This is a genomic window from Streptomyces sp. MB09-02B (assembly GCF_033794485.1).
Taxonomy (GTDB): Bacteria; Actinomycetota; Actinomycetes; order Streptomycetales; family Streptomycetaceae; genus Streptomyces.
This window is the reverse complement of the sequence record NZ_JARGEE010000239.1, coordinates 1-14,305: the sequence shown is the minus strand read 5'-3', so window position 1 is coordinate 14,305 and position 14,305 is coordinate 1. Positions and strand designations below refer to the sequence as shown.

General features: G+C 72.2%; 12 protein-coding genes and 1 pseudogene. 8 read left to right on the top strand and 5 right to left on the bottom strand.

What is annotated here, in order from left to right:
- Positions 1-94 precede the first annotated feature (94 nt).
- Together P1P70_RS28210 and P1P70_RS28205 are read right to left on the bottom strand one after the other, a co-directional pair.
- Positions 95-1,219 (bottom strand): annotated as a pseudogene (locus P1P70_RS28210) (serine hydrolase domain-containing protein); the annotation flags it as partial.
- Positions 1,216-2,688 carry a Bcr/CflA family efflux MFS transporter gene (locus P1P70_RS28205; protein ID WP_319242579.1) on the bottom strand — a complete coding sequence of 491 codons (1,473 nt, stop codon included), beginning with the start codon at positions 2,686-2,688 and terminating at the stop codon, positions 1,216-1,218. The gene P1P70_RS28205 and the pseudogene P1P70_RS28210, both read right to left, overlap by 4 nt.
- Positions 2,689-2,787: 99 nt before the next feature.
- Between P1P70_RS28205 and P1P70_RS28200 the strand changes: the two genes are divergently transcribed.
- Positions 2,788-3,825, top strand: a complete 1,038-nt coding sequence (locus tag P1P70_RS28200) for a Gfo/Idh/MocA family oxidoreductase (protein WP_319242577.1) — start codon at positions 2,788-2,790, stop codon at positions 3,823-3,825.
- Here P1P70_RS28200 and P1P70_RS28195 read toward each other — a convergent pair.
- Positions 3,812-5,491 carry an alkaline phosphatase D family protein gene (locus P1P70_RS28195; protein ID WP_319242575.1) on the bottom strand — a complete coding sequence of 560 codons (1,680 nt, stop codon included), beginning with the start codon at positions 5,489-5,491 and terminating at the stop codon, positions 3,812-3,814. The two genes, P1P70_RS28200 and P1P70_RS28195, sit on opposite strands and share 14 nt — an antisense overlap.
- A 160-nt stretch (positions 5,492-5,651) precedes the next feature.
- On the opposite strand from P1P70_RS28195, the gene P1P70_RS28190 reads away from it, so the two are divergent.
- Positions 5,652-6,440, top strand: a complete 789-nt coding sequence (locus tag P1P70_RS28190; protein WP_319242573.1) for an SDR family oxidoreductase — start codon at positions 5,652-5,654, stop codon at positions 6,438-6,440.
- Positions 6,441-6,731: 291 nt separating this feature from the next.
- Here P1P70_RS28190 and P1P70_RS28185 read toward each other — a convergent pair whose 3' ends face one another.
- Complete coding sequence (locus P1P70_RS28185) at positions 6,732-7,727, bottom strand: aldo/keto reductase (RefSeq protein ID WP_319242571.1); 996 nt, start codon at positions 7,725-7,727, stop codon at positions 6,732-6,734.
- A gap of 57 nt (positions 7,728-7,784) precedes the next feature.
- Complete coding sequence (locus P1P70_RS28180; RefSeq protein ID WP_319242569.1) at positions 7,785-8,111, bottom strand: nuclear transport factor 2 family protein; 327 nt, start codon at positions 8,109-8,111, stop codon at positions 7,785-7,787.
- A gap of 167 nt (positions 8,112-8,278) precedes the next feature.
- Between P1P70_RS28180 and P1P70_RS28175 the strand changes: the two genes are divergently transcribed.
- The 6 genes from P1P70_RS28175 to P1P70_RS28150 all read left to right on the top strand — a co-directional run.
- Positions 8,279-8,824, top strand: coding sequence for a DoxX family protein (locus P1P70_RS28175; RefSeq protein ID WP_319242567.1), 546 nt, complete (start codon positions 8,279-8,281; stop codon positions 8,822-8,824).
- A 109-nt stretch (positions 8,825-8,933) separates the two neighbouring features.
- On the top strand, positions 8,934-9,278 hold the full coding sequence (locus P1P70_RS28170; RefSeq protein ID WP_319242564.1) for a MazG-like family protein: 345 nt from the start codon (positions 8,934-8,936) through the stop codon (positions 9,276-9,278).
- Positions 9,271-9,804: a hypothetical protein gene (locus P1P70_RS28165; RefSeq protein ID WP_319242562.1), complete on the top strand. Its 534-nt coding sequence runs from the start codon at positions 9,271-9,273 to the stop codon at positions 9,802-9,804. The genes P1P70_RS28170 and P1P70_RS28165 overlap by 8 nt, the downstream gene beginning before the upstream one ends.
- 177 nt (positions 9,805-9,981) lie before the next feature.
- A complete protein-coding gene (locus tag P1P70_RS28160; protein WP_319242560.1) occupies positions 9,982-12,201 on the top strand; it encodes an MMPL family transporter in 2,220 nt (739 codons plus the stop codon).
- A gap of 305 nt (positions 12,202-12,506) precedes the next feature.
- A complete protein-coding gene (locus tag P1P70_RS28155) occupies positions 12,507-13,757 on the top strand; it encodes a sensor histidine kinase (RefSeq protein WP_319242558.1) in 1,251 nt (416 codons plus the stop codon).
- A gap of 126 nt (positions 13,758-13,883) precedes the next feature.
- The coding region (locus P1P70_RS28150; RefSeq protein WP_319242556.1) for a response regulator transcription factor at positions 13,884-14,305 on the top strand (422 nt) is incomplete at its 3' end.

The following is a 14,305-nucleotide window of genomic DNA, read 5'->3' as shown; positions in this document are numbered from 1 at the left end:
GTTTTTTGTTACGTACAAGAGAGGCTACGGGATTGTGTCTTTGTCGTGGGGATAGAAAAGTTGTATAGGGGCAGGGGCGATCGGAACCTGTCCTCACCCCCACCACCACGCGGGCCACCCCCGCCGCCGCCCGGGCCCTGTTGATGGGGTCGCGGCGGCGGGGGTGGACCGCGTTGGTGAGGAGGATGAGGAAGGTGTCCGTCGCGCGGTCCAGGACCAGGGACGTGCCCGTGAAGCCGGTGTGGCCGGCCGCTCCCCGGCCCGCCAGTTCGCCCATGAACCAGGGCTGGTCGAGTGCGAAGCCGAGGCCCGGCGGGGTGAGCATCAGCTCGACGAAGTCGGGGCCGAGTATGCGGGCGGGGCCGTAGGAGCCGCCGGCCAGCAGGGTGCGGCAGAAGACGGCGAGGTCGCGGGCGGTGGAGAAGAGACCCGCGTGGCCGGCGACACCGCCGAGGGACCAGGCGTTCTCGTCGTGGACCACACCGCGGACCATGCCGCGGTCCGCCTTCGCCCAGGGCCGGCGCTGGTCCTCCGTCGCCGCGGCGGCCGGGCAGGGGCCGAAGGTCGTCGACGCCATGCCGAGGGGGTGGGTGATGCCGTCGCGGATCAGCACGTCGAGGGTCCGGCCGGTGAGGCGTTCCAGGACGTGCTGGAGGAGCAGCAGGTTCAGGTCGGAGTAGAGGTGGGCCGTGCCCGGGGGCGCCGTCGGGGCCTCCGCGCGGAGCATGGCGAGCCGGGCCTCCGGCGACGGGCAGTCGTACAGCGGGAGTTCGGGGCGCAGCCCGGAGGTGTGGGTGAGGAGGTGGCGGACGGTGAGGCCGTGCGCGGCGGCGCCCGTGAAGTCGGGGAGGTACGCCGCCACCTTCGCGTCGATGCCGAGGGTGCCGCGCTCCAGTTGCTGGACGGCGGCCACGGCGGTGAGGAGCTTGGTGAGGGAGGCCAGGTCGAAGGGGGTGTCCGGCCGCGCCGGGACCCGGGAGTCGGGCGGCAGCTCCACTCCGGTGTCGGCGCGTTCGTCGTGGGCCTCGTAGCGGACGGCCCAGCCCGCGGCCTCCTCGACGGCGACGACGGGGCCGCGGCCGGCGAGGACGACGGCGGCGGGGGCCCGCGGGCTGTCGCCCTCCGTCAGCGCGCGCACCTCTCGCCTGAGATGGCGCAGTTCCTCGGGGTCGAGTCCGGCCCGTTCCGGGGTGTCCGTGCGCAGTCTCGGCGCGCTCAGCTCTCCGCTCCCTCCACTGTCGTGCCTGTCGAAGTACCCGTCGAAGTCGAAGTACCCACCGTCGTACGCCTGTTCCAAGGACGGCACAGTGCCACGAAGCAGACCGCGGCCACCAGTGTCGCGGCGAGTTGGACGACGGCCATGGGGACGGCCGTGTCCTCGCCCGCGACGCCGACCAGGGGGGACGCTATCGCGCCGATCAGGAAGGACGAGGTACCCAGCAGGGCCGACGCGGAACCCGCCGCGTGGCGTACCCGCATCAGGGCGAGGGCCTGGGTGTTGGGCAGGGTGACGCCCATCGCGGACATCAGCACGAAGAGGGCCGCCGACACCGGGGCGAGGCCGACCTCGCCGAAGACGCCGAGGGACATCAGCAGCAGCGCGGTCGCGGAGACGGCGACGATGCTCAGGCCCACCGCGAACACCTTGTCCAGGCTGACCCGGCCGACCAGGATCTTGCCGTTGATCTGGCCGACGATGACGAGGCCGACGGAGTTGACGCCGAAGAGCAGGCTGAAGGTCTGCGGGGAGGCGCCGTAGATCTCCTGGATCACGAACGGGGAGGCGCTGATGTACGCGAAGAGGGCGGCGAAGGCGAAGCCGCCGGCGAGCGTGTAGCCCATGAAGACCCGGTCGGTGAGCAGGCCGCGCATGGCGTGCAGCGTCTCGCCGATGCCGCCGCCGTGGCGTTCGGCGGTGGTGAGCGTCTCGGGGAGCTTCGCCCAGACGACCGCGAGCAGGGCGATGCCGATGGCGGTGAGGACGACGAACACCCCCCGCCAGTCGGTGACGCGGAGGATCTGGCCGCCGAGCAGCGGCGCGATGATCGGGGCCACCCCGGAGACCAGCATCAGCGTCGAGAAGAACCGGGCCATCGCGTCGCCGTCGTACAGGTCGCGGACGACCGCCCGCGCGATCACGATCCCGGCCGAACCGGCGAGGCCCTGCACCACGCGGAAGGCGATGAGGGTCTCGATGGTGGGCGCGAGGGCGCAGAGCGCGGTGGCGACGATGTAGACGGCGAGGCCGAGCAGGAGGGGGCGCCTGCGGCCCCAGCGGTCGCTCATCGGGCCGATCAGCAGCTGGCCGAGCGCCATGCCGGCGAGGCAGGCGGTGAGGGTGAGCTGGACGGTGGTGGCGGGGGCGTGGAGGGAGGTGGTGACCTCCGGCAGGGCCGGGAGGTACATGTCCATCGCGAGGGGCGGGGTGGCGGTGAGCCCACCGAGGATGAGGGTGACGAGGAGGCCGGTGCGGCGGAGGGCGGCGGAGCCGGGCTTCGTCTGCGGCTTCGGCTGTCCTGACGCCCCGGGCTGTCCTGACGCCCCGGGCCGTCCTGGCACCCCGGGCTGCCCTGACGAACCGGACTGTCCTGCCACCCCGGGCTGTACCCGCGCCCCTGGCTGTCCTTGCCGTTCCGCCACCGTGTTCGACTCGGCCGGTGCCGAGCCGGGTATGTGCCCCTCGGGCATGTGCCCCTCCCTCTCCGTTCGTTCCGCCACCTATGCTCTCAGCTCGTACGACGTGGGTGGGGTCACATTCCCGCCCCGGGGCCGAGGACAGGGGTGGCGATGTCGAACGACGGACGTGTGCGGTGGGGGATCCTGGCGACCGGAGGGATCGCCGCGGCCTTCACGGCCGACCTCGTCGACCTGCCGGACGCCGAGGTCGTGGCGGTGGCCTCGCGCAGCGAGGACTCCGCCAAGGCCTTCGCGGAACGGTTCGGGATACCCAGGGCGTACGGCGACTGGCGGGCGCTCGCCGAGGACGCGGACGTGGATGTGGTGTACGTCGCCACACCGCACTCGGCGCACCGGGCGGCCGCCGGGATGTGCCTGGAGGCCGGGCGGAACGTGCTGTGCGAGAAGCCGTTCACGCTGAACGTGCGCGAGGCGGAGGAACTGGTCGCGCTGGCGCGGGAGCGCGGCCGGTTCCTGATGGAGGCCATGTGGACGTACTGCAACCCGGTGGTGCGCCGGCTCGCGGCGATGGTGCGGGACGGCGCGATCGGTGAGGTGCGGACCGTGCACGCCGACTTCGGCATCCTCGGGCCCGTCGCGCCGTCGCACCGGCTGCGGGACCCGGCGCAGGGCGGGGGCGCGCTGCTCGACCTGGGGGTGTACCCGATCTCCTTCGCGCACCTGCTGCTGGGGGAGCCCTCGGACGTCACGGCGAAGTCGGTGCTCTCCGAGGAGGGCATCGACCTCCAGACGGGCGCCCTGCTCTCCTGGGAGAGCGGCGCCCTCGCCTCGGTGCACTGCTCCATCGTCGGCGGCACCGCGACCACCGCGTCGGTCACCGGCTCCGAGGGCCGGATCGACATCCCGGACGGCTTCTTCTTCGCGGACCGTTTCGTCCTGCACCGGGTGGGCCGCGAGCCGGAGGTCTTCACCGCGGACCCTGCCGACGGGCCCCGCAACAGCCTCCGTCACGAGGCCCGGGAGGTCATGCGGGCCCTGCGCGCCGGCGAGACCGAGTCCCCGCTCGTCCCCCTCGACGGCACCCTCGCCGTGATGCGCACCCTGGACGCGATCCGCGACCGTATCGGGGTGCGTTATCCCGGCGAGGACGATCGTCGGGGCGACGCGCTGGTGACTACGCCGGCGTGAGCCCCGGGTTGCCCGCCTCCACCGCGAACGAGGCGACCGTGGAGATCCCGGCCCCGGGTGTCGTCACGTAGGGCACGGCCTTGAAGTCGGCGCGGGCCACCTCGCGGTCGAGGACGACCGTGAGGTAGCCCCGTCGGCCGTTGTAGAAGCGCATGTGGGGGTTGGCGGTCATGTAGGTGTCCCAGTTCGCGGGCTTGTCGGAGCCGTTGCCGCCGCTGCTGACGGAGGTGGCGACGAGCTCCGTGCCGACGGTCCGGGACGAGCGGTCGTCGAAGTCGCGCTTGATGTCGAAGGCGTAGCCGACGTGGACGTCGCCGGTGAGGACCATCAGGTTCTCGATGCCGGCGGCCTCCGCGCCGGCGAGGAGGCGTTCGCGGGAGGCGGTGTAGCCGTCCCAGGCGTCCATCGCCACCCGGTAGACGTCGCCGACGGCGTTGCGGCGCTGGGAGAACGTGACCTGCTGGGGGAGGACGTTCCAGACGGCGTCGGACCGGTCCCAGCCGTCGAGGAGCCAGCGTTCCTGCGTGGCGCCGGTCATCGTGCGGGCGGGGTCGGCGGACTCCGGGCCGGGGATCTGCCAGCCGTCGCCCTGCGCCTGGTTGGAGCGGTACTGGCGGGTGTCGAGTATGTCGAACTGGGCGAGGCGGCCCCACCGGAAGCGGCGGTAGAGCCTCATGTCGGGCCCGTCGGGGCGCTGGGGGCGGCGCAGCGGCTGGTTCTCCCAGTACGCGCGGTAGGCGGCGGCGCGGCGCAGCAGGAACTCCTCGGAGGGCTCGCCGCCGTCGGGGTTCTCGCCCGCGTAGTTGTTCTCGGTCTCGTGGTCGTCCCAGGTGACGACGAAGGGATGCGCGGCGTGGGCGGCCCGCTGGTCGGGGTCGGTCTTGTGGAGGGCGTACCGCAGCCGGTAGTCCTCCAGGGTGACCGTCTCGTGGTTGAAGACGTCGGGCAGGACGCGGTCGGTGTAGTTGCGGGCGCCGCCGACGGAGTTGACGGCGTACTCGTAGAGGTAGTCACCGAGGTGGAGGACGACATCGATGTCCTCGTCGGCCAGGTGCCGGTAGGCGGTGTAGTAGCCCTGGTCGTAGCGCTGGCAGGAGACGGCCGCGAAGGTGAGGCCGGTGGCGCCGGTCAGGTGGGCGCGGCCGGGGGCGGTGCGGGTGCGGCCGGTCTCGCTGATCCAGGTGCCGGCGCGGAAGCGGTAGTAGTAGACGCGGCCGGGGGCGAGGAAGTCGACCTCGATGTGGACGGTGTGGTGGAACTCGGGGTGGGCGGTGGCGGTGCCGCGTCTGACGATCCGTCGGAATCTCTCGTCATGGGCCAACTCCCAGTGCACGGCGATGCGTTCGGCGGGCAGACCGCCGTCCGGCTGGTACGGGGCCGGGGCGAGCCGGGTCCACAGGAGCACGGAGGTGGACAGCGGGTCGCCGGAGGCCACGCCGAGGGTGAAGGGGTCCTCGGTGATGCGCCGCGCGTCGAACGTGGCGGCGGCCGCGGCGCCGGCCGCGGGGAGGTTGGTGGCGAAGGCGAGCGCGGCGGCGGCGCCGGTGACGGTGAGGAAGCGGCGGCGGTCGAAGTGGCGGGCGGCGGCTCGTAGTTCGGCCGCGTGCGACGAACGGGACGGCGTCGACCACTGGGAGTTCCGGGCGTTCTGGGCTGTGGGTGTCATCTGGCCCTCGTCTGACGGTAGTTGTCTATCGGCATTGGAGTGGCCAGGGTCGACGATCTTCTGTCACGTACACAACACCCAGATGGCGGACGGATGAGTTCCGGATGGCGGACCCTTCGTGCGCGGCCGGGCGCACTCCCCTCCTTTACGCTGCGGGGCCATGAACGCTATGCGAACCAAGATCGCGATCGTGACGGGCGCGGGCTCCGGCATCGGCCGCGCCGTGGCCGTGGAACTGCTGCGCACCGGCTGGTCGGTGGCGCTCGCGGGCCGCCGCGAGGACAAGCTCGCCGAGACGGCCGCCGAGGCAGGGGCCGGGGCCGAGGCCGGGGCGGACGCGAAGACCCCCGACGCGCTGTGCGTCCGTACGGACGTCTCGCGCCCCGGTGACGTGGACGCGCTCCTCGCCGCCGTGCGCGACCGGTTCGGCCGGCTGGACCTGCTGTTCAACAACGCGGGCACGTTCGGTCCGGGCGGGGTGCCGGTGGAGGAGCTGGACTACGCGGCCTGGCGGCACGTCGTGGACACCAACCTCAACGGGGCGTTCCTGTGCGCGCAGGCCGCGTACCGGCAGATGAAGGAGCAGGACCCGCAGGGCGGGCGGATCATCAACAACGGCTCCATCTCCGCGCACACGCCCCGCCCGCACTCCGTCGCCTACACCGCGACCAAGCACGCCCTGACCGGCCTCACCAAGTCGCTCTCGCTGGACGGTCGGCCGTACGGCATCGCGGTCGGCCAGATCGACATCGGCAACGCGGCGACGGACATGACCGAGCGCATGGCGAGCGGAGTGCTCCAGGCGAACGGGCAGCTCGTGCCGGAGCCGGTGATGGACGTGACGGACGTCGCCCGGACCGTGCGCCACATGGCGGAGCTGCCGCTGGAGGCGAATGTGCAGTTCGCGACGGTGATGGCGACGACAATGCCGTACGTGGGGCGGGGCTGAGACAGCCGACACGGGTGTACACGGCACTCGTCCATGACTCAACCTGCACAAACGGAAGCTGAAGCTCCGGTCCATAAGAGCACGTGACAGTCATATGCTCAGGACGCGCCTCCACGAGAGCTTCACACTTGGAGGCGACGGCTTCCGTGGCCAACCCGAGGGGGAGGCGGCAGCCGTTCCGCGGTCCGGAAGGGGGCGGACCTCGCGTGGGACCGCGAGGTAAGCACCGGAGCACGGAACGGCTGCCACCACAGTGCCGGTCTCAGCGACATCCGCCGCCGTACGGGCCCCTCACCGTCCCAGGATCCGGTCGAGCTCGGCCATCTGGTCCGCGGTGAGCGGCCCTTTCGCCAGGGCGCCCGCGTTCTCCTCGGCCTGGGCGACCGAGCGGAAGCCGGGAATGGGTACGGTCCGGGGGCTGCGGGCCCAGATCCAGGCGAGGGCGCCCTGCGCGAGCGTACGACCCCCGCTCGTGAGGATCTCGCGCAGTGCCTCGACCCGGCCGAGCCACTCCGGGTCGGCGCCGCCGTCCGCGCTGAAGCCGGGCAGCCAGGCCGGCGGGGTGCTGCGGATGTCACCGGCCTCCAGTGCGCGCCCGCCGGTGTGCTTGCCGGTGAGCAGGCCCATGGCCAGGGGACTGCGGTTGATGCTCGCGAGGTTCGACTCCTCGCACAGGGCCAGGAGTTCGGGCGCGTCCTGGAGGATGTTCAGCCGGTGCTGCACGGCCGCGCAGTGCGGGCCCTCGGCGAACACGGCGGCGCGCTCCGGGTCGTCGGTGCTCCACGCGTAGGCCCGGATCAGCCCCTCCCGTACGAACTCCTCACAGGTCTCCCGGAGTTCGGCCGCGCGCTCGGGGTCGGCGTCGGAGAGGTGCAGCTGGTACAGGTCGACGTGGTCCGTGCCGAGGCGGTCCAGGGAGGCGATGAGGGCGCGGCGGGCGTGGGCCGGGGTGTCGTCCTGGCCGGTGAGGGTGCGGGTGGCCTCGTCGAAGAGGTTGCCCCACTTGGTGGCCAGGACGATGTCCGCGCGGCGCTTGCCGAGGGCACGGCCGAGGACGCGTTCGCTGTGGCCGGCGCCGTAGGTGTCGGCCGTGTCGAAGAAGGTGACGCCGAGGTCGAGGGCGCGGTGGACCGCCCGTACGGACTCCTCGTCGTCCACCTTGCCCCAGCCCAGCGGCTGTCCGTCGGTGGCCTGCCACTCACCGCCGATCGCCCAGCAGCCGAAGCCGAGGGCGCTGACCTGGATACCGCTGCGGCCCAACGGCCTCGCGTACGTGTTCGTCTCCATGCCCACGGACGTTATGAGTTGGAGTGCGCTCGAACGCAAGCCCCGGACCGGGACGGGTTACGCCTGGCCCGTCTCGAACCGGCTGATTTTGCCGTCCTCCGACACCGTGAAGCGCCACGCCGTGCGCATCTCGCCCCAGGTGTCGTTGCGGTAGTTGGCGACCAGCGCACGGCCGCCCGCGGATTCGCGCTGGACCTCGATGTGGCCGTGGGAGGAGAAGATCTCCCGGTCGGACCAGTCCGCGAGGTCGCGGTCGGAGCCGTCGTCCGACATCGTCGCGTCCTCCGTGAGGAGCGCGAAGAAGGCGTCCTCGTCCTGGGCGTTCACCGCGGCGACGAAGGCCCGGACGGCCGGGTCGCTGAGTTTGGCGGGTGCGATCGTCATGGCGGTCAGCCTCACACCGTTCCCGGGGGCTCGCCACCGGAGGCGCGCCCCCGGGAACGGTGGATCCGGGCCACCCGAACGGCCGCCCGCGCGGGCCGGGCAGGTGTGATCGGTGCGACGGTGGATACGCGGGAGGGGACCTACGCACCGGCTGCCCGGGAGTCTTCATGACCTCATTCGACCGACGTGATCTGGGACTGCTGCTCCTGCGGCTGGGCACGGGCGGTGTGCTCGCCGCGCACGGCACGCAGAAGCTGTTCGGCTGGTTCGGTGGGCACGGCATCGAGGGCACCGGCGCCTTCATGGAGTCCGTCGGGTACGCGCCCGGCAAGGCCAGCGCCACCACCGCCGGTCTCGCCGAGACGGGCGGCGGGGCGCTGCTCGCGCTGGGCCTCGCGACGCCCGCGGCCGGTGCCGCCGCGGCGGGCGCGATGGGCGGCGCGGCGGCGATCCACACGCCCAACGGGTTCTTCAACGCCGAGGGCGGCTACGAGTACGCCGCGACCCTGGGCCTGGCCGCCGCGGGCCTCGCCGTCACCGGGCCCGGCCGTCTCTCCCTGGACCACGCGCTGCGCCATGTCGTCGACCGGGGCTGGATGGTCCCGGTGGCACTCGCCGGCACGGCGGCGGTCACCGCGGTGGTCGTGGGCCTGCGCAACCAGCGGATGCGCAAGGAGAAGGAGGGCGAGCAGGAGGCGTTGTTCGAGGAGTGAGCGGCGGGGAGTGAGCTGCGGGGAGTGAGCTGCGAGGAGTGAGCGTCGCCGTTCCGGCGGATCGGCCATCGTCGTCACCGTTGTCACCGGGGCGTGGCAAGCTGCGCCCATGAGCGAGCCGACCCACTCCCCCGACGACCTCTGGCCGTCCGTCACCCGCCTGCACGCCTGGCTGGAGGCGGACCAGCCGTACGGCGGCCAAGAGGGCCTGCTGCTGCGGATGTTGAAGCTCCAGGAGGAGGTGGGCGAGGTCGCGCAGGCGGTGATCGGCGCGACCGGGCAGAACCCGCGCAAGGGCACCACCCACACCTGGGACGACGTCCAGTCGGAGCTGTGTGATGTCGTCATCACGGCTCTGGTGGCGCTGCGCACGCTGACGCCGGACGCCCGCGCGGTCTTCGAGGCCCACCTCGCCGGGGTCACCGCGCGCTCGCTGGGCCCCCGCCGTGGCTGACAACGCGTTCTGGATCGCCGCGCTCACCGCCGGCACGGCCGTGCTGGCGAGTTGGGTGACGAGCCGGGGGACCGCGCGGGCGGCGCGCATCCAGGCGGACACGACGGCGGGCGCGCAGCGGGTGGAGCGGCTGCGGGAGGCCCGACGGACGGCGTACGCGGGGTTCATCGAGCAGGCACAGCGGCTGAACGACGTGCACTGGAAGGTGTCCGACGTCGTCCGGGGCGCCGAGGGCGGGCTCGGCCCGGCGCAGGTGGAGGAGCTGCGGCGGCTGCGTGAGCGGCAGCGGGACGAGTACGCGACGCTGCGCAACCTCACCTGGATCGTCTCGTTGGAGGGGCCCGAGGAGGTCGCCGACCTCGCCAACACCGTCCGGCGGACGACGAACCCCTTCCACAAGGCGATCGAGTCGATGATCGAGGGCGACACCGGTGCCGTGGCGCGTTTCGACGCCTGTTACACGCCGTTCTGGGACGCGCTGAAGGTCTTCATCAGGGCCTCCCGCGACACCCTGCACACCATGTAGACCGACGGTACGTCCTACCCCGGCCGTCCCCCGGTCATACCCCGGGGTGACCCCGCGGCGACGGCGTACTGCGTTCTGAGTACCCGCGATTGTCGGCAGCCGCACGACGACGGGACAGGGCCCGTGACGGGAGTCTTGGCGGACATCCGAGACTTCTGACGTGGAGACCTGCGACCCATGGCAACCTTCCTTCATCGGCTGGGCCGGCTGGCCTTCCGCAAACGCTGGTACGTCATATTGATGTGGCTGGCGGTACTGGCCGCCGTCGGTGTCGGCGCCCTCAAGGCCCCGGGAGCCTCCGACGAGGAGTTCTCCATGCCGGGCATCGAGTCCCAGAAGGCGTTCGACCTGATGGAACAGCGCTTCCCCGGGGTCACCGCGGACGGCGCCACCGCCCGGGTCGTGTTCGTCGCCCCGAGCGGTGAGAAGGTCACCGCCGCCGAGAACAAGAAGGCCGTGGAGGAGACGGTGGCCGATCTGGCCGACGGTTCCCAGGTCGCGAGCGCCGTCGACCCCTTCCAGGCGGGGGCGGTCAGCAAGGACGGCACCACGGCGTACGCGACGGTCACCTACAAGGTCACCGCGAACGATCTCACCGACGCCAGCAAGACCCACCTGGAGGACGCGCTCCACGTGGCGCAGAACTCGGGGCTGACCGTCGAGGCCGGCGGGACCGCCATGGCCGAGCAGGGAGGCGCGGGCGGCATGGCCGAGGTGATCGGTGTCGCCATCGCCTCCGTCGTGCTGCTGGTCACCTTCGGGTCGCTGGCCGCCGCCGGACTGCCGCTGCTGACCGCGCTGGTCGGCGTCGGCTTCAGCATGGCGTCGATCCTCGCCCTGTCCGAGGCGTTCGGTCTGTCCACCACGACGGGCACCCTCGCGATGATGCTGGGCCTCGCGGTCGGCATCGACTACGCCCTGTTCGTCGTCTCCCGCTACCGCGAGGAGCGCGCCAAGGGCCGTACGCCCGAGGAGGCCACCGCCCTCGCCACCGGCACGGCCGGGTCGGCGGTCGTGTTCGCCGGGCTCACCGTCGTCATCGCGCTGGCCGGGCTGTCCGTGGTCGGCATCCCGATGCTGACCAAGATGGGGCTGGCCGCGGCGGGCGCGGTCGTCGTGGCCGTCCTGATCGCGCTGACCCTGGTCCCGGCCGTCCTCGGCTGCTGGCCCAACGCGGTGCTGGCCCGCAAGGCGCGCAAGAGCGGCCGGATCGAGGAGAGCGCCGCGGACAACGGCGGCACCCGCTGGTCGCGGTTCGTACTGCGCCGCCCGCTGCCCGTGCTGATCCTCGGCGTCGTCGGCCTCGGCGCGCTCGCGATACCGATGACCGACCTCCAGCTGGGCATGCCGGGCGACGAGGCCAAGGCGACCTCGACCACCGAGCGCCGGGCCTACGACGCGCTCGCCGAGGGTTTCGGACCCGGCTTCAACGGGCCGCTGACGATCGTCGTGGACGCCAGGGGAACCGACGACGCCAAGGCCGCCGCCGACACGATCGCCAAGGAGATCGGCGCCACCGAAGGGGTCGTGTCCGTCTCCCCCGCGCGCTTCAACGAGGCCGGTGACACGGCCGTCTTCTCGGCGGTGCCCGCCACCGCGCCGACCGACGAGAAGACCAAGGACCTGGTGACCACCATCCGCGACGAGCGGCCCGGCCTGGAGTCCGAGACGGGCGCCACGTTCGAGGTCACCGGCACCACCGCGCTGAACATCGACATCTCCGACAAGGTGCAGTCCGCGCTGGTCCCGTATCTGCTGGTCGTGGTCGGTCTCGCCGTCATCCTGCTGCTGGTCGTCTTCCGCTCCCTGCTGGTCCCGCTCAAGGCGGCCCTCGGGTTCCTGCTGTCGGTGCTCGCCTCGCTCGGTGTGGTCGTCCTGGTCTTCCAGCAGGGCCACGGCGCGGAGCTGCTGGGCGTTGAGCAGACCGGCCCGATCATGAGCCTGATGCCGATCTTCCTGGTGGGCATCGTGTTCGGTCTGGCCATGGACTACGAGGTGTTCCTGGTCTCGCGGATGCGGGAGGCGTACGTCCACGGCGACCGGGCCGACGAGGCGATCACCAGTGGCTTCCGGCACAGCGCCCGGGTGGTCGGGGCCGCCGCCCTGATCATGATCGCGGTCTTCGCCGGGTTCATCGGCGAGAGCGACTCGATGATCAAGATGATCGGGTTCGGGCTGGCCTCGGCGGTCCTGTTCGACGCGTTCGTCGTACGGATGGCGATCGTGCCGGCCGTGCTGGCGCTGCTCGGCGACAAGGCGTGGTGGCTGCCGAAGTGGCTGGACCGGATGCTGCCCCACGTCGATGTGGAGGGTGAGGCGCTGACCCGCCGCGCCGACACGGACGCGGCCCCGGCCGAGACGGACGCGACGGCCGAGATGGAAGTGACCCGCACCTGATCCGACCGCCCCACCCCCACCGGGGGCCGTCCGTGGCGAAGGACACGGACGGCCCTCGGGGCCGTTCGCGCAGAAGTCGACGACCATCGAAGTCGACGACCATCGAGTGGACACCACCATGGTCCCCGCCCACCTACCGGAGCCCCGATGACCACCCTGCGGAGTCCGATGAGTACCGTCCTGCGGAGTCCGACGAGTGCCGCCCTCAGGCGCCCGACGAGTGCCGTCCTGCGGCGTCCAGATGCGTACCGGCCCGCGGAGTCGTCCTCCTCGATGAGTGCCCTCCTCAGCACGGGGAGTCCCCGATGAGCTCCGCCCTGGAGCGGCACGCCGCGGACCGTCTGGAGGGCCTCTACGGCCGCCACGCCCACCTCGTCGACCTGGTCCTGGCCCTCGCGCTGATGGGCTGCGCCACCCTCGGCAGCGCGCTCACCCTGCCCGGCGCCCAGCCCCCGGACCAGGACAAGGTGGGAGTGGCCCTCATGGGCGTGTCCTGTCTCGCGCTGCTCAAGCACCGCACCCACCCGCGCACCGCCCTCGTCGTGACCGCGATCTGCACGACGGTCGCCGTCGCCCTCGGCTATCTGCTCACCCCCCTGCTGCTCGCCCCGATCATGGCGGCGCTCTACTGGCTGGCCACGCTCACCGACCGCAGGACCACCCGCGTCTACGGCTGCACGACCATCGTGACGATGACCCTCGCGGCGGTGTTCTCCGACTCCATGGACCACCTCTCGCTGGTGCTCAGGACGATCGGCCCCGTCTTCTGGCTGCTGCTGCCCCTCGCCGCCGGGCGGGGGACGCTGGCGCGGCGGGCGTATCTGAAGTCGATGCAGGCCCGCGCCGAGCACGCCGAGCGCACCCGGGAGGAGGAGGCCCGGCTGAGGGTCGCCGAGGAACGGATGCGCATCGCCCGCGATCTGCACGACGTGGTCGCCCACCACCTGGCCCTCGCCAACGCCCAGGCGGGCACCGCCGCGCACCTCACCCGTACCGACCCCGAGCAGGCCCACCGCATCCTCACCGAGCTGACGGCCACCACGTCGGCGGCGCTGCGCGAGCTGAAGGGCACGGTCGGGGTGCTGCGCCGGCCCGACGACCCCGAGGCGCCGCTGGCCCCCACCCCCGGACTCCACCAGCTCCCGGAGCTCACGGCGGCCTGCGAGTCCGCCGGTCTCACGGTCACCGTCACCACGGACGGCGTCCCGGGGCCGTTGGATCCCGGCGTGGACCTGACGGCGTACAGGATCGTGCAGGAGGCCCTCACCAACGTCAGCAAGCACGCCGCCGTGGACGCGGCGCGGGTCCGCCTCGTGTACGAGGAGGCGCACCTGACGATCACGGTCACCGACGACGGCACACCCCGCCCGCGGGGCACGTCCGAGCCGGGCCGTGGTTTCGGCCTCATCGGCATGCGCGAGCGCGCGCAGTCCGTCGGGGGCTGTCTGAGCGCCGGTCACCGTCCCGAGGGCGGCTTCGAGGTCACCACCGGCCTGCCGCTACGGCCGTACGCCGCCCGCTCCACCGCTTCGGCACCGGACCCGGAACCGACCTGACGAGCGGACCCGGGGCCCGCGAGCCGCGGACATCCGCAAGCCCCCTGGCCTCCGCCCTTCGCCCTTCGCCCTCGGCCCTTCGCCCTCCGCCCTCCGCCCACGACCAGTGGAAGTAGCACAGCGCACATGACCATTCGTGTCCTGCTCGCCGACGACCAGGCCCTGCTGCGGGCCACCTTCCGGATCCTCATCGACTCCTGCCCGGACCTGGAGGTGGTCGCCGAGGCCACCGACGGCCGGGAGGCGGTCGACCTGGTCCGGGTCCACCGCCCCGACGTGGTCCTCATGGACATCCGGATGCCCGGCACGGACGGGCTCACCGCGACCGCCGTGATCTGTGCCGACGAGGAGCTGGCCGACACCCGCGTGCTGATCCTCACGACGTTCGAGATCGACGAGTACGTGGCCCAGGCGCTGCGCTCCGGTGCCAGCGGCTTCCTCGGCAAGGACGTCACCGCGGACGTCCTCCTCGACGGCATCCGCACGGTGGCCGCCGGCGACACCCTGCTCTCCCCCGCCGCCACCCGGACCCTCATCACGCGCTTCCT